This is a genomic window from Acinetobacter pullicarnis, from assembly GCF_006352475.1.
Taxonomy (GTDB): Bacteria; Pseudomonadota; Gammaproteobacteria; order Pseudomonadales; family Moraxellaceae; genus Acinetobacter; species Acinetobacter pullicarnis.
This window is the reverse complement of record NZ_VCMZ01000001.1, coordinates 2,001,450-2,025,566: the sequence shown is the minus strand read 5'-3', so window position 1 is coordinate 2,025,566 and position 24,117 is coordinate 2,001,450. Positions and strand designations below refer to the sequence as shown.

Annotated in this window: 22 protein-coding genes; 7 read left to right on the top strand and 15 right to left on the bottom strand. The window is 39.6% G+C overall.

The annotated features are described in order from the left end of the window. Positions 1-65: 65 nt before the first annotated feature. The gene (locus FD716_RS08905; RefSeq protein ID WP_139851997.1) at positions 66-956 is read right to left on the bottom strand and encodes a LysR family transcriptional regulator; all 891 of its coding nucleotides are present in this window, start codon (positions 954-956) and stop codon (positions 66-68) included. A 527-nt stretch (positions 957-1,483) separates the two neighbouring features. On the opposite strand from FD716_RS08905, the gene FD716_RS08900 reads away from it, so the two are divergent. After that, entirely contained in the window at positions 1,484-2,707 is a 1,224-nt protein-coding gene (locus FD716_RS08900) for an MFS transporter (RefSeq protein ID WP_267285306.1), read from the top strand. 101 nt (positions 2,708-2,808) lie between these two features. Here FD716_RS08900 and mdlC read toward each other — a convergent pair whose 3' ends face one another. Further along, a complete protein-coding gene (gene mdlC, locus FD716_RS08895; protein WP_139851995.1) occupies positions 2,809-4,410 on the bottom strand; it encodes a benzoylformate decarboxylase in 1,602 nt (533 codons plus the stop codon). A 126-nt stretch (positions 4,411-4,536) separates the two neighbouring features. After that, the gene (locus FD716_RS08890) at positions 4,537-5,298 is read right to left on the bottom strand and encodes an alpha/beta fold hydrolase (RefSeq protein ID WP_139851994.1); all 762 of its coding nucleotides are present in this window, start codon (positions 5,296-5,298) and stop codon (positions 4,537-4,539) included. Between the two features lie 313 nt (positions 5,299-5,611). Here FD716_RS08890 and FD716_RS08885 point away from each other — a divergent pair, with 313 nt between their 5' ends. Continuing rightward, complete coding sequence (locus tag FD716_RS08885) at positions 5,612-6,814, top strand: amino acid aminotransferase (protein ID WP_139851993.1); 1,203 nt, start codon at positions 5,612-5,614, stop codon at positions 6,812-6,814. 117 nt (positions 6,815-6,931) lie between these two features. Here FD716_RS08885 and FD716_RS08880 read toward each other — a convergent pair whose 3' ends face one another. Beyond that, positions 6,932-8,044: an S-(hydroxymethyl)glutathione dehydrogenase/class III alcohol dehydrogenase gene (locus tag FD716_RS08880; RefSeq protein ID WP_139851992.1), complete on the bottom strand. Its 1,113-nt coding sequence runs from the start codon at positions 8,042-8,044 to the stop codon at positions 6,932-6,934. A gap of 301 nt (positions 8,045-8,345) precedes the next feature. Here FD716_RS08880 and FD716_RS08875 point away from each other — a divergent pair, with 301 nt between their 5' ends. Together FD716_RS08875 and FD716_RS08870 are read left to right on the top strand one after the other, a co-directional pair. Further along, on the top strand, positions 8,346-9,794 hold the full coding sequence (locus tag FD716_RS08875; protein WP_139851991.1) for a phospholipase D family protein: 1,449 nt from the start codon (positions 8,346-8,348) through the stop codon (positions 9,792-9,794). A gap of 167 nt (positions 9,795-9,961) precedes the next feature. Next, a complete protein-coding gene (locus FD716_RS08870) occupies positions 9,962-11,440 on the top strand; it encodes a phospholipase D-like domain-containing protein (protein ID WP_139851990.1) in 1,479 nt (492 codons plus the stop codon). On the opposite strand, the gene FD716_RS08865 is transcribed toward FD716_RS08870, so the two are convergent. Then, complete coding sequence (locus tag FD716_RS08865) at positions 11,441-12,847, bottom strand: aminotransferase-like domain-containing protein (protein ID WP_139851989.1); 1,407 nt, start codon at positions 12,845-12,847, stop codon at positions 11,441-11,443. A 167-nt stretch (positions 12,848-13,014) separates the two neighbouring features. Here FD716_RS08865 and FD716_RS08860 point away from each other — a divergent pair, with 167 nt between their 5' ends. After that, positions 13,015-13,878, top strand: a complete 864-nt coding sequence (locus FD716_RS08860) for a DMT family transporter (protein ID WP_139851988.1) — start codon at positions 13,015-13,017, stop codon at positions 13,876-13,878. A 100-nt stretch (positions 13,879-13,978) separates the two neighbouring features. On the opposite strand, the gene FD716_RS08855 is transcribed toward FD716_RS08860, so the two are convergent. The 6 genes from FD716_RS08855 to FD716_RS08830 all read right to left on the bottom strand — a co-directional run bounded on the left by FD716_RS08855 (position 13,979) and on the right by FD716_RS08830 (position 19,420). Continuing rightward, the gene (locus FD716_RS08855) at positions 13,979-14,629 is read right to left on the bottom strand and encodes a uracil-DNA glycosylase family protein (protein ID WP_139851987.1); all 651 of its coding nucleotides are present in this window, start codon (positions 14,627-14,629) and stop codon (positions 13,979-13,981) included. A gap of 49 nt (positions 14,630-14,678) precedes the next feature. Further along, positions 14,679-15,395 carry an SGNH/GDSL hydrolase family protein gene (locus FD716_RS08850; protein WP_139851986.1) on the bottom strand — a complete coding sequence of 239 codons (717 nt, stop codon included), beginning with the start codon at positions 15,393-15,395 and terminating at the stop codon, positions 14,679-14,681. A 154-nt stretch (positions 15,396-15,549) separates the two neighbouring features. Continuing rightward, on the bottom strand, positions 15,550-16,293 hold the full coding sequence (locus tag FD716_RS08845; protein ID WP_139851985.1) for an SDR family oxidoreductase: 744 nt from the start codon (positions 16,291-16,293) through the stop codon (positions 15,550-15,552). Between the two features lie 13 nt (positions 16,294-16,306). Next, positions 16,307-17,005 carry a histidine phosphatase family protein gene (locus FD716_RS08840; RefSeq protein WP_139851983.1) on the bottom strand — a complete coding sequence of 233 codons (699 nt, stop codon included), beginning with the start codon at positions 17,003-17,005 and terminating at the stop codon, positions 16,307-16,309. Beyond that, positions 17,002-18,123, bottom strand: a complete 1,122-nt coding sequence (locus FD716_RS08835; protein WP_139851982.1) for a phosphotransferase family protein — start codon at positions 18,121-18,123, stop codon at positions 17,002-17,004. The genes FD716_RS08840 and FD716_RS08835 overlap by 4 nt, the downstream gene beginning before the upstream one ends. 46 nt (positions 18,124-18,169) lie before the next feature. Further along, positions 18,170-19,420 (bottom strand): acyl-CoA dehydrogenase family protein, encoded by a 1,251-nt coding sequence (locus FD716_RS08830; protein ID WP_139851980.1) that lies wholly within the window; start codon positions 19,418-19,420, stop codon positions 18,170-18,172. Between the two features lie 92 nt (positions 19,421-19,512). On the opposite strand from FD716_RS08830, the gene FD716_RS08825 reads away from it, so the two are divergent. Both FD716_RS08825 and FD716_RS08820 read left to right on the top strand, forming a co-directional pair. Next, positions 19,513-20,430, top strand: coding sequence for a LysR family transcriptional regulator (locus FD716_RS08825; RefSeq protein ID WP_139851979.1), 918 nt, complete (start codon positions 19,513-19,515; stop codon positions 20,428-20,430). 162 nt (positions 20,431-20,592) lie between these two features. Then, the gene (locus FD716_RS08820; RefSeq protein WP_139851978.1) at positions 20,593-21,240 is read left to right on the top strand and encodes a DUF805 domain-containing protein; all 648 of its coding nucleotides are present in this window, start codon (positions 20,593-20,595) and stop codon (positions 21,238-21,240) included. Between the two features lie 14 nt (positions 21,241-21,254). On the opposite strand, the gene pdxR is transcribed toward FD716_RS08820, so the two are convergent. The 4 genes from pdxR to FD716_RS08800 all read right to left on the bottom strand — a co-directional run bounded on the left by pdxR (position 21,255) and on the right by FD716_RS08800 (position 24,111). After that, on the bottom strand, positions 21,255-22,724 hold the full coding sequence (gene pdxR / locus FD716_RS08815) for a MocR-like pyridoxine biosynthesis transcription factor PdxR (protein ID WP_139851976.1): 1,470 nt from the start codon (positions 22,722-22,724) through the stop codon (positions 21,255-21,257). Positions 22,725-22,869: 145 nt separating this feature from the next. Beyond that, complete coding sequence (locus FD716_RS08810; RefSeq protein WP_139851975.1) at positions 22,870-23,034, bottom strand: cbb3-type cytochrome oxidase assembly protein; 165 nt, start codon at positions 23,032-23,034, stop codon at positions 22,870-22,872. Continuing rightward, complete coding sequence (locus FD716_RS08805; RefSeq protein ID WP_139851973.1) at positions 23,031-23,843, bottom strand: hypothetical protein; 813 nt, start codon at positions 23,841-23,843, stop codon at positions 23,031-23,033. Before FD716_RS08805 ends, FD716_RS08810 begins: the two co-directional genes overlap by 4 nt. A 157-nt stretch (positions 23,844-24,000) precedes the next feature. Next, complete coding sequence (locus FD716_RS08800; RefSeq protein ID WP_139851972.1) at positions 24,001-24,111, bottom strand: DUF2474 domain-containing protein; 111 nt, start codon at positions 24,109-24,111, stop codon at positions 24,001-24,003. Positions 24,112-24,117 lie beyond the last annotated feature (6 nt).

Here is a 24,117-nt window from a genome sequence, read left to right as displayed (position 1 = left end):
AACACAATCCAATTAGATTAAATACAACATATTGATACTAAACAACTTTAATTATTTTAGTGAGTTCAATTATCTCTCAATGCTTCTTTTAGAAACGTTATAAACCATTGATGTGCTGATGTGTCTCTACTTTTCTTATGCCAATGTAAAGTCATATCAAGTGTTGGTAAATCCATAGGAAGATCGAATATGCTTGTTGCTGAATCATGCTTTGAATATCTCCCGACTCTTAATGGTCGTACCATCATTAAATTATGGGTTCCAGCATATAGATCTAAATGACCTGATTGGGACACTTTAAGTTTAATTTTACGCTGTAATCCCCGTTGGCTTAAATAATCATCGATTAAATCATTCATTGTAGAATTAGAATGAATGGCATGATTGCCTAGCAGAAAATCATTGAATGTCAGCTTGTAGTTGAGTAATTGATTTTTCTTACTCACCATACAGATATATTTTTCTGTAAAAAGTTTGAATGACATAACATTCTTATCGAGTATTAACTGGTGACAAATAACAGCATCAATTTTCCCTATCCTTAGCCAATCTAGAACCTTATTTATTTCAATGGCTACAATTTCTAAAGAGATATTGGGTGCCGCTTTTTCCAATTGTGATAACAGCACTGGAAGGATATTAAAGCCATCAGTGTCCATTAAGGCTAATTTGAAACATGCATCACTTTTTTGGGGATCAAAATCTTTTATATCTTTGAGCGCATTTTCAATTTCAATCATTGGTTTGTTAAGTACTTCATATAATTTCATTGCATAAAATGTCGGTATCATGCCCTCTTTTGTACGAATAAACAGTTGCTCATTAAATATATATCTCAGTCTAGATAAGCTATGACTTACAGAAGGCTGTGTGATATTTAATTTTGTTGCAGCAAGACTTACACTTTTGGTATCAAAAATTGTAATAAAGACTTTCACTAAATTTAAGTCGACCATTATTATTCAAATTAATATTAATATGTAGTCCATCATAATTCAGCCAATTGATTTATAAGCGTGAATTTGTAGTAATTGGGTTTCGGTAACATATTGAATATATGTGACTTATATGTCAAAAAACTTCCAAACCAACGTTAACTCTTCTATTTTCAATCTATATTAATGTTAAGTCTCATTTTGGATATAGATTAAATCTATATCTAGACATGCTGAATTATAATTTGATTGTTAAAAACAAAGACCATAGCATTAACATGATTAATTGTTTTAATAGAGCAATAGCTCAAGCATATAACCAAAAAAACAAATGAATTTAAATCTAAAACACATATTTAATGGTGTGGGAAACTTAATTATGAATTTTTAGTTTCATTAAAATATTTTTTATTTAATAGACTTAATATAAATTTTATTGAGTTTCCCCCAAGGAAGGGAAAATGCAAAATATAGATGTAACTAGCATTTTAGATAAGGCGCCTATAAATAAGCAACATTTTATTTTAGTATTTTGGTGCTCGGTAATAATGCTATTTGATGGCTATGATATGGTGATTTATGGCTCTTTACTCCCACATTTGATGAATGATTGGCAGCTTTCCGCACAGCAAGCTGGTTTCTTGGGATCAGCCTCATTAATAGGAATGATGATTGGTGCTGTAACACTGACAATCGCTGCAGATAAATTTGGACGTAAGCGCATTGTATTATTCTGTACAACCTTATTTAGCCTTGCCGTTTTGTCGAATTGCTTTGCTGATAACCCAACAAACTTTTTTATTTGTCGGTTATTCACTGGCATTGGTCTGGGTGGGGCTATTCCAACGATGGTCACAATTATTAAGGAAATGGCGCCATCAGACTATCGTAATCGGCTGATTAATTTTATGCTGGCAATGTATGGTGTCGGTGCCATTTTATCTGGGTTGGCTGGTTTGTTTTTAATTCCTGTACTGGGTTGGCAAGCAGTATTTATATTGGGTGGATTATCTATATTGTTATTGCCTTTACTTTATAAAACCTTTCCAGAATCTGTTCGCTATTTGGTTCAAAAAAACTTGCAGCATGAGGTTATTCAGGCCCTAAAAAAACTTAATCCTAACCATCAACATCAAGAAGGCATGCTTTATATTAATGAGGGTATTGGAAGTGAGCAAAAGACCTCATTATTAAATCTGTTCAATCATGGTCGTGCCTTTCAAACGATTTTAATTTGGCTGTGTTTTGCAATGATTATGCTGATGGTATATGGCGTAAATACATGGTTACCCAAATTAATGAATATTGCTGGATACTCTCTAGGTGCAAGTATTACTTTTCTGGTTGTATTAAATATAGGCAATATTTTTGGGACGATGTTATTCGGTGCTTTGGCAGATAAATGGGGAGTGAAATCTACTTTAATTTTAGGTTTACTTATTTGTGCTTGTGCAATCGCGGCATTAGGCTTACACCCACCAATGCTGCTGTTACATACCCTACTCCTCATTGCTGGTGGTGTGATGTTTGGCAGTCTATCTGTCGCGCATGCTTTGGCTGCGGATTTTTATCCGACATCTATACGCTCTACTGGAATTGGTTTTGCTGCAGCAATGGGCCGTTTTGGTGCGATCGGAGGACCCTTATTAGGTGGATTAATTCTATCCATGCAGTTGCCGTTTGAGCTCAACTTTATTGTCTTCGCTATTCCAGGCGTAATAGGTGCACTTGTGATTGGTTTATTCAATATTAAAATGAAAGCAATCGAGTGATATTAAGCAGGTATATAGATTAGTCGCTCATCGTTTAACAGATATTCACCAGATAAAATCAGCTGGTGAATATCTTTAATAAAGTGGATGATCCGTATGGGTTAATCAAGGTCTTGTGACGGTATTTCTGCTACGGTTTGCACTTCAATTAATGTCGGTTTTTTAGCAGCTAAAGCCTGTTTGAAGCATTGTATAAATGCTTCATCATTATTGACACAACAAGCACTCACGCCATAACCTGCCGCAAGTTGAGTAAAATCGATATTTGGAATATCTAAACCAGGAACATTGTGTGCATCTAATACATCGGCAAACCAACGTAATGCACCATAATTGCCATTTCTTAAGATAATAAAAATAATAGGCAATTTATATTGGGCAGCAGTCCATAATGCAGTAATACTATAATTGGCAGAACCATCGCCAATAATCGCAATCACTTGTGTATTCGGTTTGGCAATTTGAATTCCGACAGCAGCTGGCATGGCATACCCTAGCCCACCTGCTGCTGCAAAATAATAACGGCCTTGTTTGTTGAAATGAATACGCTCCCATAAAATACTATTGGTTGAAGTCGACTCATTGGTATAGATACTATTCTTGGGGGCCGTATTATTGATTAAGTCAAATAATCGCTCAGGCGCAATATAGCCATCTTTTGATGGTGGAGCGCTGGTTAATGTTGCTCGTGGTTGTAGTTTTTTGGTTTTGGCTACAATGTTCTGAGTAAGTCGTTTCAGGCTATTTTTTAAATCACAAACATAAATCAATCCCATTGGTGCTCTGGCCGCTTCTTGAATATCGCAGCTTAAGGCGATTAATTTGGTGTTTGCAGCTAAGTATTTTCCCGGCTCATATTGGTGGTATCTAAATACGGGTGCACCAAAGACCAAAACCAAATCGAATTCAGTCAATATATTTGATATTCCCGCAATACTTGCAGGTAAAAAGCCACGAAAATTGGCATGCTGATTGGGGAATGGACAACGAGGTGGTGACGGTGCTCCCCAAACCGGTACATTTAATTTTTCAACAAATTTGACTGCCTCATCAAAGGCATCTTGTCGATCAATATCTGGCCCTAAAATGACTGCAATATTTTTGGCATTATGAATATGTTTATGAATATCGCTCAGCGCTTGCTTGCTCAGGCATTGTGCTGTTACGACTTGTTTGGGGAGTAAATGTTGATTTTCATCATCGACTTCGACATCCCAATCATTATACGGAATCGATAAATAAACTGGCCCAGCGGCTTCTGCACTTGCTAACGCAATCGCACGGCTCATCGCATGTGGCACTTCTGCTGCACTGGCAGGCTCATGACTCCATTTAACCAAGGGTTTAGGCAATAAAATGGCATCAAAGTTGGTGAGTAAAGCCTCAACCCCCATCATTTGCCGAGTTTGCTGCCCAGAAGTAATAACCAGTGGCGTATGCGAATTCCAAGCATTGCTGAATGCTCCCATGGCATTACCTGTTCCTGCTGCAGAATGTAAGTTAACAAAGCCAACTTGGCCCGAGGCTTGCGCATAACCATCAGCCATCGAAACAGCTGCACCTTCATGTAAGGCCAAGATATATTTAAAATCTTCTGGAAAGTTTTTTAAAAATGGCAGTTCATTCGAACCAGGATTACCAAAAATTGTGGTGATATTATTGTTTCTTAAAATTTCATAGGTATATTCATGAACAGTTTTCACAACAGTTCCTTTGTTGTAGGGTGTTCTTTTATCATAAGTTTGAGATTTTTATAGCTCAAATCAAGAATCAATATGATGACTTATAGAGCACATGCATAATTGATTATCCATGTGCCTGATTCTGGGTTAATTCAAATAGCTTTTTATTTCCTCAATCACCAGTTGCGGCTGTTCTGCATGTAACCAATGGCCAGCGTATTCGATGGTTTTTAACGTGGCCAATGGAAATTGCTTTTGTAGTGCTTCCACTTGTGCGGCTTGAGTTAAATAGCCAGAACGTCCACCCCGAATAAACAGCGCTGGCTGCGGCCAAGCTGAAATTTCATTCCAATCGAGAATATTGGCGTAGTTGGCATACAAAGCATCGACATTAAACAACCACTGCCCTTTTTGAAATGATCTTAATAAAAATTGATTGACCATCGGTTCTTTAATGTACTGCTGCATGATTTCAGTGGCTTGTTGGCGATTCTCAGCTTGGCCTTTTTGTACTGCCATGAGTGCCTTGAAGATTTCATCATGGTGATTTTCCTGATAGGCATAGGGCGCCATATCTAAGACCACCAATTGTTGTAAACGATCTTTGGCTAAGTCAGCCAGTTCCATCGCAATCTTGCCACCCATTGAATGGCCAATCACGCTAAATTGATCAATCTGCAGATGTTCCAAAGTATCTAAGATGTCTTGTGCTAAGTCTTTAAAATTCATCTCAGCTGATCGACCCGAATGCCCGTGATTGCGGACATCTACTTGGATGGTGTCACGATTTTCTTGTAAAGCTCGGGCAATTACGCCTAAATTGCCAATACTCCCAAATAAACCATGGATCAGAACCACTGGGGCTTGAGTGGCATTTTGTGCGGGAGTATGCTCGAAATTTAATATCATAAATTGACCTAATACTTGATGCGGTAACTTGCCGATGATTCTAGCAATTCCTAAAGATTTTCGCCAAAAATGAGTGCTTATAATATAAAGGATGACTTTAAAAGATGAGTTTGAATCGAACAGATTGGCAAGAACCATGTTATCTGACCATTTTATTCTAAGTATAAAACCTATTCATACTTATCAATTCGTATAAATTTGAGAATTGCTTGGACAATATCACTAAAACACGGTATTAAATTAGACGGCTTCGGCCGCATGCAATGCATGAAATATTTAGATTTATTATGAACATTAAGTAGGACTTAAAACCATGTTCCAACATGTCGATCCATATGCAGGTGATCCAATCCTTTCGCTTATGGAAGATTTCAGCAAGGATGAACGCACAACTAAAGTCAATTTAAGTATTGGCCTTTATTATAATGAACAAAATATTGTTCCCCAATTGAATTCTATTCAAGCGGCTTATACCACGGTTAATGCCCAAAATGATAAAGTTAAACTTTATCTACCAATGGATGGTTTAAAACCTTATAACCAAGCGACGCAAGCCTTACTGCTCGGTGAAAACAGTCCAGCGCGTAAAGCTGGTCGTGCTATTACCGTTCAGACCCTAGGTGGTTCTGGTGCGCTGAAAGTCGGTGCTGACTTTTTGAAAAAGTATTTCCCAGAATCTGAAGTTTGGGTGAGTCAACCGACTTGGGAAAACCATATTGCCATTTTTAATGGCGCTGGTATTCAATCCCATTTCTATCCTTACTTTGATGCAGCGACCAATGGTGTTGATTTAGATGGGATGTTGGCTGAACTTCGCAAGATTCCTGAAAATGGTATCGTGCTACTTCATCCGTGTTGCCACAACCCAACGGGTGCTGATTTAACCCCAGCACAATGGGATCAGGTGATTAGCGTATTACAGCAAGGTAAATTAATTCCGTTCCTTGATATTGCCTATCAAGGTTTTGGTCAAGGGATTGATGAAGATGCTTATGCCATTCGCGCCATGGACCAAGCAGGTCTTAATTTCATTGTAAGTAATTCATATTCTAAAATTTTCTCACTCTATGGTGAGCGTGTTGGTGGTCTAACCTTCCTATGTGATGACCAAGCTGCTGCACAAAATGTTTTAGGTCAATTAAAAGCGACGATTCGCCGCATTTACTCAAACCCACCAACGACGGGTGCGTTACTGGTCAATCAAGTCTTAAATGATGCTGATCTAAACAAAACTTGGCAAACTGAACTTGCAGAAATGCGAGTTCGTATTGCAGAAATGCGTGAAACGTTACATGCGCAACTCTCCGCTGCACTGCCTGAGCGTGACTTCAGCTATTTGATTAAACAACAAGGTATGTTCAGCTATACCGGTTTAACCGCTGAACAAGTCGATCAGCTCAAAGATCAATACGGTATCTATATGGTACGTAGCGGTCGTATTTGTATTTCTGGTTTAAATACCAAAAATATCGGCTATGTCGCAAATGCGATGGTTGAAATTCTTAAAGCGGCTTAAGCGCTGAACTAAATCAGTCTAATCCGAGTAAACAAAACGGGCGTATTGCCCGTTTTGTTTGTCTGCTATTTTTTTATTGGGTTTAGATTTTAGTTCGCTTTGGGGTTGACTCCAAATTTAGTCAAAGTGCACCACAGTACGAATAGACTCACCGGCATGCATAAGCTCAAATGCTTTATTAATATCGGTTAATGGCATGGTATGCGTGACAAAAGGTGCCAATTGAATTTCACCTCTCATGGCTTGTTGCACCATTGCCGGTAATTGCGAGCGACCTTTAACGCCACCAAATGCAGTGCCTTTCCAAGTGCGACCGGTTACCAACTGGAATGGACGGGTTGAAATTTCTTGACCAGCACCTGCAACACCAATAACCACGGACTGCCCCCAACCACGATGTGCTGATTCGAGTGCCGAACGCATAACATTGACATTGCCAATGCATTCAAAGGTATGGTCAACGCCCCAAGTGGTCAGATCAACAATCACTTGCTGAATCGGACGATCATAATCCAGTGGATTTAAACAGTCCGTTGCACCAAATTCTGTAGCCAGTTTAAATTTCTCAGGATTGGTATCAATCGCAATAATACGAGCAGCTTTGGCCTGACGCGCACCTTGTACCACAGCAAGTCCAATGCCACCTAAACCAAATACCGCAACACTATCGCCCGCCTTTACTTTGGCGGTATTGTGTACTGCGCCAATGCCTGTCGTCACGCCACATCCAAGTAAACAAACCTGTTCCGGATTGGCTGCAGGGTCGATTTTGGCCAAAGAGACTTCTGCAACAACGGTATATTCACTGAAGGTTGAACACCCCATATAGTGATAAATTGGTTGGCCATTATAAGAAAAACGGGTTGTCCCATCTGGCATCAAACCCTTACCTTGTGTGGCACGAACAGAAATACAAAGGTTGGTTTTATCTGACTTACAAAATAAACATTCACCGCACTCTGCCGTATAGAGTGGAATAACGTGATCGCCTGGTTGTACGCTCGTCACACCCTCGCCCACTTCAATCACAATTCCAGCACCTTCATGGCCTAAAATTGCAGGAAAAACACCTTCAGGATCATCGCCAGATAAGGTAAAAGCATCTGTATGGCAAACGCCGGTATGGGTGATTTTAATCAGGACTTCCCCAGCCTGTGGCGGTGCAACATCGACTTCCACAATTTGTAAGGGCTGACCTGCTGCAAATGCGACTGCTGCACGTGATTTCATGGTATTACTGTCCTTTTTAATAACTCGAGTTGCATCATATATGAGGGATTGATGCTTGAGAATGCCTCATTCAAACCAAGCAGAGAACGTCCGTTAAAAAAAGAAAGGATGATCGCTTTGTATGAAATATCAACAAGGTTGCTTTACTGTTTAGAAATGTTCTTTAAGCACTTAATTGATTGACCAATCATGATAATTTTAATCAAAATAGATAAAACCTATATTACAACAATTGACGATGCTGCCTCTTCTCATTATTGAGAAATTTACGGATACATTATCTAAGCCAGGAAAAATAAATATGCCTAATTTAGAAAATTGGATTGATACCACAGAATCAAAAGATAAATTACAACAACAATTGACCGGTTATTTGGTCTTAGACAAAGCCTTTGCCAGTATTGCAGCTCGCATACATTTAATTCGGGGTGCAAAAACCAGTTTAGATTTGCAATATTATATTTGGGGGAACGATTATATCGGCAATATGATGCTGCATGAACTGCTTTTGGCGGCAGATCGCGGTGTACAGGTTCGAATTTTGATTGATGACCATAATGGCCGTCAGCTAGATCAACATTTTAAAATATTAATTCAACACCCGAATATTCAGATCAAGCTCTATAACACCTATAAGTTTAGAACTTTACGTATTTTTGATTATATCTTTAGAGCCAAACAAATTAACCGTCGAATGCATAATAAATTAATAATTGCAGATGCGACCATTGCCGTCACGGGGGGGCGCAATATCAGTTGTGAGTATTTTGATGCCAGTGAATCAAGACAGTTCACCGATATGGATGTTTTGTTCTTAGGACATGCAATTACCCATAGTAATCAAGTATTTGTTAATTTTTGGGATCATCACCTCAGTGTCTGCGTCACTCACTTCATACAGCCTGGTCGAGCAAAAGATCTTGAAAAGTTTAGAGAAAACTTTATTCAGGTCAATAAAAAAGATCGCCTAGCGGGTAAAACAGTCGAGCAAGAACAGCAAAAACTCTATATGCAGTTGAAATACAGTAAAATTCATTGGGGCGTTGCTCATTTTCTTGCCGACATCCCAGAAAAGACCTTAGCACAAGCTGAAGGACTCCAACTGATTTTCAACCAAATTGAAGAAAAAATTGGCCATCCTAAACGTACGATTGATTTAATCTCCGCATATTTTGTACCCAAAAAAGATGGAAATAGCCTGATTGCAAAGCTTTTAGAGAAAAAAGTGGCTATTCGCATTTTGACCAATTCCTTTGCCTCGAATAATGTTGCCCTTGTGCATGCCTCCTACCAAAAATATCGTAAAGGCTTACTTCAAAATGGAGTGAGGCTTTATGAGTTTAAGCCATATATTCAACGTGAACAGCGGACTTGGTATGAGATTGCATCAGGGAATGTCATTCCACCCAAGGGTAAAAAAATCACAAGTTTACATGCTAAATTTCTGAATGTAGATCAGAAAGTATTTATTGGTTCGTTTAACTTTGATCCGCGCTCTGTTAATCTCAATACCGAAGTTGGTTTACTAATTGAGTCAGAACATTTAAATCATACGATCTCAAATCAATTAGATCGTGATCTTTGTGAAGTAGCCTTTGAGTTACAGCTCGACGCTCAAGGTGAAATCATTTGGCTCGACCATCAACAAGATGGGACAATTATCGAGCATAAAAAAGATCCACAAACGACTAAATTTCAAAGATTTATCATGCATTGTGTGTCGTTCATACCAATTGAATGGATGATGTAGTAAGGTCGTCAATGTATGGGTTTATACTTGTGACCTATTTCAACCTTTGCTTCACAGCTGAATATAACCATTTCAATCAAACTGGACCGTTTTTGATGTTGAGAAAAACCCGTATTACGCTTCTTTTGATTGTAATTCCAATCGTAATAACTGGATGTAATCTGCCTATGAATCAGTCTAAGCTTGGGGAAATGACCAACACCAATTTAGATCACTGGGTTACGCTGCCTGAATCTAAGCAAAAAATACAACAAGATCAAACGGGTTATTTGGTCCTAGATGAAGCATTCGTCAGCATTGCGGCACGCATACATTTGATTCGTGAAGCCAAACAGAGTTTGGATTTACAATATTATATTTGGGGTGATGATTTTATTGGCAATTTGATGCTCAGTGAATTACTCCAAGCCGCAGATCGTGGTGTCCATGTTCGCATTTTGATTGATGATCAAAATGGTCGCCAGCTAGACACTCAATTTAAAGCCTTAATGCAACATCCCAACATCGAAATAAAGCTTTATAACCCTTATAAATTTAGAACACTACGCATCTTTGACTATGTATTTAGGACCAAGCAAATTAATCGCCGGATGCACAATAAGCTGATTATTGCAGATGGTGCGATCGCCGTGACAGGCGGTCGAAATATTAGCAGTGAATATTTTGATGCAAGTAAATCCCTACAGTTTTCCGACCTCGATGTATTGTTTTTTGGGCAGATCATCCAACAGGCCAATCAAGTATTTATTGATTTTTGGAATCACCAACTGAGCTTCCCTGTTGAACAATTTGTTACCGTTGGGCAGCCAGATGATCTTAAGCAATTGAGAACTGACTTTATTCAATTTAAGCAAGACAATCTACAAACTGGAAAAAAAGTCGATCTGGAACAACAAAAGCTATATAAGCGACTGAAATACAGCCAAATCAATTGGGGGACTGCATATTTTCTCGCAGATTCACCAGACAAAACCTTGGCACAGGCGCAAGGAAAACAATTGATTTTCAATCAAATTGCAGAAAAAATGGGTGAACCCAAATATGCATTAGATTTAATTTCAGCCTATTTTGTTCCAACACAAAGTGGCACTGAATATATCAGCGCACTGCCAGAAAAAGACGTGAAAGTTCGTGTGTTGACCAATTCATTTGTCGCCAATGACGTTGCCTTAGTGCATGCTTTTTATCAGCAATATCGTAAAGAACTGCTTAAAAAAGGCGTAAAACTCTATGAGTTTAAACCCTATATTCAGCGCGAACGACGGACATGGTATGAGATTGCAACGGGCAATGTGATTCCCCCCAAAGGGACGAATCGCTCAAGTTTGCATGCCAAGTTCATTAACGTTGACCAAAACATTTTCATTGGTTCTTTTAACTTTGATCCTCGTTCCTTTAACTTAAATACCGAAGTGGGTTTAATGATTGAATCCCAGCAATTACATCAGACGATTTCGGATGCATTGGATCAGTACTTACCTCAAATTGCGTATGAACTACAACTAGATAAACACGGTGAAATTATCTGGCTTGATCAGCAAGCAGATGGCACTGTGATTCAATATCAAACTGATCCGCAAACCACCAAATTTCAACGCTTTATTATGTATAGTGCTTCGTACCTACCAATTGAATGGATGATGTAATTACATAAGGTTGACGGTTGGGGATCTTGACTGTGCCAACACTTGTTGTATTGCAATTTCAAGCACATCATAAATGCGTTTGTCATTACATTGGGCGACATTAAAGCGAAGAAAATGACGGGCTTGCTTGGACTCACTAAAAGAATTACCCGGTGCAAGTACCACTTGATGCTGTAAACATATTTTAGAAATCTCCCCTGCATCCAGTTGATCAGGTAAGGCACACCACAAAAAGATGCCACCACGTGGAATAATCCAAGGTTTAATATTTAACAAAGCCAAACGTTTAATGGTTTGATTCATCGCCTCTATTAAATGGTTTTTAATCCACTCCAGATGTTTAGGGTAGCTACTATCCGTTAATGCCAAATAAACAATTTCTTCGTTCAACTGTGAACAGCTAAAATGCGTGGCTATTTTAAGATCGATCAGGGCTTGGATCTGTTCAGAATGACTAATGATATAACCACAACGGATTGCTGCAGATAAGGTTTTAGAAAAGCTACCAATATGAATGACCTTTTCTAAACCTGCTAATGCGGCATATTTGGGTGCTGGGCTATGTTCAAAATCTGCAAAAATATCATCTTCCACAATGGTCATATCGGCCTGTTCAGCCAGTTTCGCGATTTGATAAGCAATTTGAGTGGTGAGTACCGCCCCTGTTGGATTGTGAATACCGGTATTGGTTAAATAGAGCTTTGGTCGAAACTGCAGTGCTTCTGCAAAACGCTCAACATCAGGACCATTTTCATTGAATGGAACGGCAATGGCTTGTAGATGATGGGCTTTTAAGATGGCATGAAAGTTAAAATAACAAGGATCATCAATCAGAATGAGGTCCCCTGGTTTTACCAGTAATCGCAGGACGAGATCAATCGCATGTGTGCCTGAACCTGTTAAACAAATCTGATTGGCATTGACATGTAAATCATTGCTTTGTTTTTTTCGTGCAATCAACTGTCTTAAGCCCAAATGCCCGTGTGGTGTAGCATAGTTGGTTAAGAGTTCAGCATCCAAGCGCGAAGCCATTTTTAAGGCCTTGCGAATACTTTGCTCTGGCATCCAGTTTTTGGGTAACCAACCACAACCGGGCTTCAGCATATCTGCAGGGGCTTCAAGGGATTGTCGAGAAATCCATAAAGGATCAATCTCACGGTGATAGGCATAACTTGGTTCAACGATTGGATTTTTCACGACTTTGCTACAAACAAAAAATCCAGCACCAGCCCTAGACTCTATAAGATCTTCTGCAACTAAGCGTGCATAAGCCTCCACAACTGTAGATACCGAATGATTTAATTGCGTGGCCATTTGTCGAACTGAAAGTAAACGTGCGCCTTCTCGTAATTTTTTACTGTTGATCTGATCACGGATGACCTGCATGGTTCGTTCAATTTTATTCATTGTATTTCTTGCCGTAGAGATTAAGCGTGTAGGCTGGGTCAGCGTTGGACTGTATGGCTGTATTGGTTTTTTTAACCAGTACAGTATGCTCAAATTGTACTGTATTGTAGCTGTTTTTAATGCAAGGAAATTTGTATAACACTCGCATTAACAATGAGAATGTACAAATGGATGCGCAAAACAAGGGTTGGCTAAATGGTCTAGTGGGTGTCATGATTTTTGCTGGTTCTATGCCAGCAACACGTATTGCCGTGACGGGGTTTAATCCTGAGTTCCTGACTGGTGCAAGAGCTGTGATTGCAGGGCTATTTGCATTATTAATTTTGGTGGTATTCAAACAGCGTATGCCGCAACTGAAAGATTTCATTCCCCTCTGTATTACTGCTTTGGGTGTGGTGTTGGGCTTTCCTTTATTTACAGCGCTGGCTTTACAGGAAATCAGTGCTGCACGGGCTTTGGTGTTTGTTGCACTACTTCCCTTATCGACTGCAATTTTTGGGGTATTCCGTGCTGCAGAACGTCCCAGTCTGGCATTTTGGCTTTTTGCCTTGATCGGAAGTATGTTGGTGATAGGCTTTATGCTACAGGGTGATCAAGGTCAAATATTTAGCCGTGCAGACTTGTATATGATCGTGGCTATTTTGCTGTGTGGGCTGGGTTATGCCGAAGGCGGTCAACTTTCTAAGTCTTTGGGGGGATGGCAAGTGATTTGCTGGGCATTGGTGATTGCCCTGCCATTTATGTTCGTGCTCAGTTATTACTCCCTTCCACAAAGTTTAGCCAACGTGTCAATTTCGGCTTATTTGGGTCTCATTTATGTCGCTGTGTTTAGCATGTTGCTCGGATTCTTTTTTTGGTACAAAGGGCTGGCACTGGGTGGCATAGCAAAAGTAGGGCAAATTCAATTAATTCAACCATTTTTAGGATTAATGCTCTCCGCGATTTTCTTAGGTGAAAGCGTGAGTCTAGCTATGGTCGTGGTCTCAATTGCAGTTATGCTCTGTGTGATGATGGCAAAGCGGTTCGCCTAGAATCTGCACTAAGTCCTATTGTGCACTTCTGCGCATCATCTAGATCCAGATCAATTGCACTGCGTCGGGCAACCAACACCAACACCAACACCAAGCTTACTTATAGTAAGCCTATTTCTTTAAAAAAGTCTCGATAGGCGTCTGCCTTTTTCTCAAGTGCCAAAGGATAGGCTCGTGATGAAGATGGCATCCGATACAACTGAAGTTCTCGATCAGCGAAATAGGCATGACTGGATTGCCCATGAAGTTCTCGATCAGCGAAATAGGCATGACTGGATTGCCCAATACTTGGTTTTTCAGTACCTTCAGGCATCGACAACAGCAAAGTATCTGTAGCTTTATCTCCGGTTGTCATCACGGCATGACACTGGGGAATTTGCTCGAGCAGTTTGCTTAAATCTGTTGGGGTATGCACTTGTAGAAACTTATCAGATGCATTGCCTTGTAAACGAATCACCTGATACGCCGTGTCAAAGATTGCAATTCCACGTTCAGTTAAAAATGCACGAATCTCGGCTTCTTTAAATGTTTTCAGACCTAGATCAATAAAGTGATCTTTGTTGTCAAAAAAGATTATGCCAAAGATTCGCCACATATCATTTTGAAAATTTGGATAATAAAAATCCATTTTCCAACGGCTTTTGGGTGGTGGAAAACTCCCTAGCATCAACAACTTGGCATTGGTTGGCAAAAAAGGCGCTAAGGGATGCGTTTCGATGTTTAATTCAGGAATGGCTTTATCTTCTGACATATTTAACTCAGTTTACAGACTCGTTAAGGCATTTTTGATTTGCAGGTATTTACCCCTTAAATTCCTGCTGTATACAGCTCGCAATTTTCTGCGCCCAAAGTTGATAAATCGCTTGGCTGGGATGAAAACCATCTTCGGCCATTTCTAAGTTGAGCTTTTTATATTCAGTTATATCTGACTGAATAAGTCGATAATGTGAATGACTTTGCACAAAGCGCGCAAGTAATTGATTCATCTTTTTGGCATATTGGCCAAACAACCAAGCCAAAGGATTTGGCAATGCTGGAAATTGTTCCATGGGTGGAACACCTGAGATAATCACCAAATTGGGGCTGAGGTATTGCTCAATGTCGGTATACAGTCTTTGTTGTTGTTCTATCCACTCTTTGGGATCGCGTAGTTGTGTGACGTCATTCACACCAACCGAGGTAATGACCACATCATAGTGTTTAGTTTCGAGTTGCTGCAGTTCTTTATAAATTCGACTGGTGGTATGCCCTGTTTTGGCATGTAGGTGATATTCAATTTTAAAGCGATCACCCAGTTCCGCCAGCAACGCACCGAGTAAAGCTTGATCTTGATGGGCAACCCCAACGCCCGCAGCGGCGGAATCGCCTAAAATTAATATCGATAACGCTGTCCCTTGCCCGTGTATCCCTTGGCGATCACCGACAGGCTCTGCTAAACGGGGCGTATTTTTTTTAACCCGGTAGCCTTGAATAAGAATAGCAGGCAGTAATACCAAGCTGGATATCTTTAATAACATGATTCGCCTCAATAGCTTATGACATGATGACTATGATCGTGCCGCATAGTGTCATTTAGTTCAAAGGCGCGTCAAGATGTGTTTGGCTTTAAACCAATAAAAGCGCCTCATCCTAAGCTGCTCACTTTGGGATGAGGCGCTTTTGCAGAGCAACTTAACCGAGTTTATTCACAAGACTCAAAGGTAAAACTTTCATTGCCAGCCCAAGGGGTAACCAAGGCCATTGTGGGACATAGGCTTTGACCGGTTGCTTTTCAATCGCTTTCACGAGTAAATGTGCACCTGTTTTTTCATCGATTTCAAAAGGTAGCTTCTTTGCCCCTTCATTCAGTTCGGTACGGATATAGCCTGGGAAAATGGTTGATACTTTGATTGGTGTTTTCATCAACTCTGCACGTATGCCTTCTGCCAAATGTGCCACAGCAGCTTTACTTGCTGCATAAGTCGACAAATGCTTGGGTAAACCACGCATTGCGCTCATTGATGACATGACCACCAAATGCCCGCTATTTTGCGCACGAAAAATTTCAACTGCTGCTTCACATTGTGCCAACGCAGAAATAAAATTGGTTTCGGCAGTTTCACGATTAATGGCGAAGTTGCCTTTACCAATACGACGACCATTGCCAATACCCGCATTCACAATAATCCGATCGATTTGCCCAAAGTCCTGCTGAAATGCTTTGAATACCACAAAGACTTGATCATAGTCGGTCACATCAAGGGTTCTAACCTCAACTCTAACTGCATATTTACTTTCTATTTCTTGCTTTAAGCTTTCTAAACGTTCTAAACGCCGTGCGCATAATGCCAAGTTATAGCCTTTTCCTGCAAATTCACGTGCCATGCCTGCACCTAAACCCGAACTTGCACCCGTAATTAAAATTGTTTTTGCCATGAGGTTGTCCTTGTTATACCCAGGTCACTAAGTCAGCATTTACTGCTTTCAAAAAATAATGTTCGTTTAAACTCAATAATTTTAAATGATGCTCAGATAAACCCAATGTGGTGATACTGGCATTGTTAATTGCCCAATTCAGCTCAAAGGTTTTATACAAACTTAATTCTAATAATTGACCTAAAACCGTTGAAATCACACCACCAGAAGTAAATACCAGCGCCTGCTTGGTTTTCTGTTCAATTAAGTCTTTACAGAGTTGCTGTAATGCCTGATCAATGCGTTGTTTAAACATCGGCCATGGTTCGTCATAGTCATGATCATATTCTCCACTCGTCCAACGAGATACAGCCGCATGAAAGATTTCGGCCATATATGCCTTCGGATTAGCTGCGAGTGCTAATTCTTGTTTAATGGCTTCAGCTTGCTCAAAACGCGGATCATATTTTGCAATCACCTGTTGATGATTAAACTCATTCCAACCCGCATTGGTTTTAAGCGCAATATCAGGGAAACATTCGGACAGTGCAATATTTGCGGTCTGTTGATGACGCTGTAGTGAACCCGCAATCGCATATGTGGGTTGATTGCTCACCTGTTTGAGCGCTTGGCCCAGAATTTGAGCCTGTCGTTCGCCTTTATTTGACAGTTGATCATAGTTTTGTTGACCAAATGAGGCTTGCCCGTGGCGAATTAAATAAATCGTGGTCATTTTTTTAAAAGTTCCTCAAGTTTTGGTAAATACTTCTGTACCAAATGATTTGCTTCTATTTTTTGTTTACCGATTAATTTCAGCGCTCGAATATGTAAGGCGTGGATCACAATCCAAAAATCTTTGAATGCTGGATTTTGTGTCTGCTTATGAAAATATCGATAGTAAATCTGCTGTGCGATGACTGCCAAACGGAAGATGCCGAAAACTTCATAGAAAATCCAGTTCTCAGGCACAAGGCCTGTTTTTCCTAGATAGTAATCAACCACTTGCTGCCGGGTAAACATTCCTTTTAAATTGGTCGGTTGGCGCCGTGTTGATTTGAAAATCATACCATCGCTCTCTTCAACCCAATAAGCCAAAGCTGCACCCAAGTCCATCAGAGGGTCACCCAAAGTGGCCATTTCCCAATCCAAAACACCAATGACTTGAGTTGGGTTGTTCGGATCTAAAATCACATTATCAAAGCGCCAATCATTATGAATAACGCAGGTTGTTGAATCCTCTGGAATATTATCTAATAACCAATGACGTACAAACTTAAAAGATGGCACATTGATGGTTTTGGCTTTCTCATAACGTTGATCCCAGCCTTCGACTTGACGTCGACAATAGCCATCCCCCTTGCCAAGTTTTTCAAGTTCTGTACCTTGATATGGAACCTGATGTAAAGCAATCAGTTGATCGAGAACATTGCTACAGAGTTGCGTAATTTGCGCTTCACTCAAGTTAAGTTCTGCTGGGAGTTTCGCACGTGGAATAATCCCCTCAATGCGATTCATAACATAAAAATCACAGCCAATGACCGCTTGGTCCTGACACAAAGCCAACATTTCAGGTAAGGCAGGATAGAACGGTGCAAGATTCTTTTGCACCGAATATTCACGTGCCATATCATGTGCTGACTTGGCCTTAGTCCCATGCGGTGGACGACGTAAAATTAAGTCTTGATTATTATATTTTAGACGGTAAGTCCAATTCGAAGCACCACCAGAATATTGAGTTACCTCCGCAGTACCATCTAGCACCATGCCTTGCGCACGTAACCATCGTTCAACGGCTTCAATATCAAGCGCTTCGCCTTCTCGTACTTGTCCACCGACATCAATCACTGACATTCATTTTGTCCTCTAAAGGGTTTGATTTTTATTAAGTATGTAGATTTCAATCTAACGTCTTTTTAGTTTTAGATCCATAACCACGTTTTCTTAACTCAAGTTTTGCAATCATTCCCTTATGAACTTCGTCTGGGCCATCGGCTAAACGCAGTGAACGTGCTTGTGCAAAAAAGCCAGTCAGTGCTGTGTCGTGTGACAGTCCTGCACCACCATGAATTTGAATCGCCATATCGACCACTTTTTCTAACATACTTGGCGCAACCACTTTAATGGCTGAAATTTCAGTTAATGCTGCCATATTGCCTAAGCGATCCATTTTATATGCCGCATAAAGGGTTAAAAGTCGCGCTTGATCGATGGCAACACGTGCTTCAGCAACACGTTCTAAGTTGCCACCTAATTTTAGAATCTCAGTACCAAAAGCATGGCGCTGCATACCGCGATCAATCATCAATTCCAAAGCTTTTTCAGCTGCCCCGACACAACGCATACAGTGATGAATGCGGCCAGGTCCTAAGCGACCTTGTGCAATTTCAAAACCTTGGCCAGCACCGCCAATAAAGTTTTCAATAGGAACACGGACGTTTTCAAAACTCACTTCACCATGCCCGTGTGGCGCATCATAGTCGCCAAAAACAGGAAGCATTCGTTCAATACGCACCCCTTTGCTCTCGACAGGTACCAGTACCATCGAATGTTGATGATGGCGATCTTTGCTTGGATCTGGCGTATGTGCCATGAATATAATGATTTTTGCATTAGGATCGCCTAAGCCTGAAGACCACCATTTACGACCATTTAGAATAATTTCATCACCGTCAATAATTGCTGTGGCCTGCATATTGGTCGCGTCACTTGAAGCAACCGCAGTTTCTGTCATACAAAAAACAGAACGGATTTTGCCTGCTAATAATGGCTGTAACCATTGTTGTTTTTGTTGTTCTGAACCATAACGCCAAAGCACTTCCATATTGCCACTGTCAGGTGCATTACAGTTAAATACTGTTGGTGCTATTAAACTACGTCCAGACAGCTCTGCAATATGTGCATACTCTTGTACAGTTAATCCTGCACCCAATTCTGCATCAGGTAAAAACATATTCCAAAGGCCTGCGGCCTGCGCTTTTTGTTTTAAGATTTCAAGTTGTGCTGGCCATTGCCAAGTGGTCCAATCGCCATTTGGATTTAAATGGCGTGCTTCTTCCCAAAATGCAGCTTCAACGGGCTCAATCTCTTTTTCTATAAATGCTTTACAGCGCTGAATAAAATCTTGTGCACGTGCAGATAACTCAAACATGGGGGATATCCTTAATATATTTATGATTACGCTTTACAACACCATAACTGAAAACTTACTATGAATTAAATGGTTTTGTTCAATAGACTTGTATGCATGATATTCATAATAAAGGTTCACTCGACTTAAGTTTATTTCATCGTATCGATATTAATTTATACCCGCTTTTTATTGCTGTATTTGAACAAAAGAGTATTTCTAAAGCTGCACATGTTTTATCAATTAGCCAATCTGCGGCCAGTCACGCTTTACAACGTCTAAGACAGCATTTACATGATGAGCTATTTTTACGTAGTGGCCATCAAATGCTGCCCACCTCATTTTCGGAACAAATTTATCCGAGTATTAAACAAGCGCTCGCCAATATTCAGGCTATTTCACAGCAATCCCAGCAATTTGAACCTAGTCTGTTGCAGAGCCTAAAAATTGCAATGCATGATGAAGTTGAACCAATGGTCTTTCCACAGTTGGTACAGCATTTTCAAGCATTAAATCCCAAGATGCAGTTTTTTAGTATTAAGCTCGATCGTAAAACGGTTGTTTCAGATATTCTCACGCAACAAATTGATTTCTTTATTGATATAGAACAAAACTTTGGCGATAAAATTGAATCTAAAACACTGGTGAATGATCATTTTATGGTATGTAGCCAACTGCCGAGCATGGATGCAACAACCTATTTAAACTCGCCACATATTGGCGTTTCATCCCGTCGTACTGGTGTACTTATTGAAGATATTTACCTAAAACGACAACAGCTTTCAAGGCAGGTTTTATTACGTTGTCAGCATTATTCCACTGCCCTACAGATGATTAAACAACAACCTCAAACCATTTTAACCATTCCACAAAATATATTGGTGCATTTACAGGTGCCGCTACAGGTTAATATTTACCCAACGCCTTTGGATTTTCCTGATATGAATCTGAGCCTATATTGGTCTAAAGATTTAAGTCAAAATTTAAGGTTTGCTTTTTTGCGAAGCGAAATTTTAAAACAATTTGCTTAGGCTATTTGGTTAACGGGATTTATTTGACAAAAACAAAGAAAAAAACTCACAACCGCCTGTTTATTGCATAAAATATGACTGCCTCTTAAAGCTGTCGCATCTCATATTTAAATTTGCACAGCATACTTTTAAAAAACTAATTAAATATTGTGAGTACTTTGGATGCCAAATTTAAATCAAAATTCCTCCATTCCTAAAAATACATTATTCACCGCCAATGGCCGATTTAGTCGGCTCTCTTATCTCGCATGGCTGTTGATTAGCAGCTTAATCTATTCCTGCGCATTGATGTTCGTAGTTGCTTTTGGTCTATTTGCAGCATTGGGTTCTAGCCTTGATCCGAGTTTATTTTTAAGTACAGGCTTAGGTCTTTTAACCATTATTCTTTTTGTCGGTATAGTGATTATTTTCATCGTGATCTCTGTCCTTATTACCATCCGTCGTCTACACGATATTAATAAAAGTGGATGGATGTGCCTTTTATTCTTTATTCCCGTCGTTAATCTTATTTTTGCACTCTATCTTATTTTTGCACCAGGAACGCCAGGTGAAAATAACTATGGACCCGTCCGCCCAACGGAACAGACTGAACGGGTTTTAGGCATTGTTTATGCTGTTCTTTGTGCCTCAATGCTGTTGAGCTATGTTGCTTTATTCACAGTCGCTGCAAGTTTGCAAAATAATAGCCAAGCTTCTTTTCTAGAGGCCCTGCAAAATCAAACAGGATTAGATGTAGAAGCCATAGAAAGTGATTCACAAGATTCGGAGTCTATGGTTGAAAGCGAAGAAACTAAAACAGGCACACTATAATTTATGCTTTAAATTTAAGTCGTGAGTCGCGACAACTCATTTTTGATGAGTTGTCGTAATTGCAACATACAGGCTTTAATCTCAGTTTGATTTAATGCGCTAAACCCTAAAACAAAACCATAGGCAAGGTCATGCGCATAAAACTGACTTAAACGAGTAATCCCAATCTGGCGAATTTCTGCAGCTTGCACCAAGGCCATTTCTAAGGCTTGGGGTATATTCGCTTTAAAATAGCAGGCGATTTGCATACTGGCATTGTGCTCTTTGAGATAACAATAATCTGATAAATATAAATCAAAGCATCGTATAAAGGTTTGATAGCGCTGTGTATATAACTGCTGCATCTGTGCTAAATATTCTGCGTAATGCCCTCTTTGCATGAAATTGGCCAAAATTATTTGAAAATACTGCGATGGTGCACTGCCATCAATATAATTACGATAGCGCTTAAATGGCTCAATTAGGGCTTCGGGCAGAATCAAATAAGACATTCTTAGGCTTGGCAAAATATATTTACTAAATGAGCCTAAATAGATGGTTCGTTGAAAATGATCAAGCCCTAAAATAGCTGTATTTTTATATTTACTCAGCATCAATGCATCATAATCATCTTCAATAATATAGCTATTGCGCTCTTCCGCGAATTGAATAATCTCTTTCTTCCGCGCCAAACTCATCTCAATACCACTCGGATATTGATTGGCAGGTGTAACATAAATGGCTTTCACATCTTGCATGGTCTGACACTGCTGAATATCAAGCCCTTCTGCATCTAAGTTAATGCACTGCAAGTCTAAACCCACCAAATCAAATAAATGATAGGCATTCGAATAATATGGATTTTCCATGATAATTCGATCCGCTGGGCTAAATAGAACCTGCGCACATAAATATAGGGCTTGCTGCGTACTATTAACGATTAATACTTGCTCTGCGGTGACCTGTGTATTGCGATTTAAATTGGTAAACTGAGCAATCTCCTGTCTTAATAATAAGTCACCTGCGCCATTGTCTTTCAAGAAAATACTCAGGCCATGCTGACTTAAAGTAAATTTTTCAGTTTCATACCATTTTTTAAAAGGAAAATTTCGAATTTCTGGCATGCCATCGGCAAAAAAATTAAGATTTTGATCAAAGAATAAGGCTTCTAATTTTTCAGCATTGGCTGGCAATAGATATTCAACAGTATCATTTTTTTTAAACACTGTACTGGTTTTAGCCTGTATATGAACAAAACTCCCCTTGCCTTTTATTCGATAAAATATGCCTTCTAGCTCAAGCTGAGCATAGGTTTTTTCAACTGTATCTCTTGATATTCCAAGCGCTTCAGATAAGAAACGCGTCGATGGGCATTTAAACTCTTGAACCAAATCAACATCAGCCAAGCTTTGTTTAATCGCAAGATACAACTTTGTTTTTAGTTTTTTTTCCTGAATCAGTTTAAAATTTTCACTGAGTAATTGGATAAATTCATTTTGTTTCATTTTAACATCCAACTCGAAGTGGATAATGCCTTACCAAGATAAAGCATTATACGTGGTAGATTGCATCTATGCGGGCCTAAACCATTTAACTGAGTAATCAACAGATAAGTTGGCCAGTTACACTTATTTGCCATCTCATCTAGATTTAGTGAGTTGACTTAGCTTGGCTTTCAGCCACTTTGGCCTTTTGTGATGGCATATAATCTGGTTCATTGCTGACGGCTAAATAAAAGAGTCCGAGAAATAGGCATCCCAACATCAAACTAATAGCAACGACGAGATATGGAAAAGGTTTCTTTGGCTGGTTCATACAATCATTCTCGGTGTAGAGGCGCGGTGATGTTTTAAAATCGTTTCGGTGTATTCACCAAATACAGAAAGTTTTTCAAAAATATGTTCGCTATACAGCAAATCATCAATCAGATGTTCTGCTTTATCTAAAGCAACCTTTAATTGCTGACTCAGCAAAGGTGCATTGGCAAAAGCAATATTGCGACATACGCTCGATGACGCTGTCGTTTTGGTTTTCCAAAAGAGTTGTTTAAAGTTAATGTTGTTTAGATTTTGATCCGTTTCACATAAAGCGATATTAATGATCTTAATATCAGTCAAGGCCTGAATACGCTCGATAATCGACTGACTTAATTCAGTGCTACCTAACATATAAATCTGGCAGCACTCGCTGTCGAGTAAGGCTTTACACAAGCCATAGCATTGAATATCTACTGACTTGAAATTCTCGGGTAATAAATCAAAGCCTAAATACATTTCATCAATAGATTGCTGCTTTTGCAGTTCTAAAGCATCGAGTTGAAAATAATGCGGATAGACCTGTTCGATAATGCCCTGCTTAGAAGCAATATATACGGTTTTTAAATTGAGTACCGCGCCAATAAAAGGAGAAAATAAATGGCTTAGGCTATTTTCAGTGATGGTACTTTGCACAATATAATAATGCTCAGCCCCAGACTTTTGTGCACGTACTGCTGCTGCCTGTTGTAATGCTTGGTCGAACGCTTCGGTATTTTTAAAGCCAAGCTGTTCAATCAATTGAGTCGTATTAAGCGGATCAAATTGTGCGATATCAGTAAGTAAGCCAAGGTTTAAACCAGATTGCATTTCGTGCCCCAAAAGCAGAATGTTTCATTACAATCGTTTTACTATAAATGACCTCGATACAAAAGTGGTCTGAAGCATAAAACCAAAGTGGTCTGAATTAATCAGACCACTTTGTTAAAAATAATAGATAACAGCGCAGATTCTCTGCCCTCATTACTTAAACATAGGCAAGCTGTACCAAAAATCTAAACGCACCTGCAATGACAGCCAAAGCTAAAAATCCAGCCACCCACAAGACGATAAACCATTGTGTTTGAGAGAGTTTCATCATGAC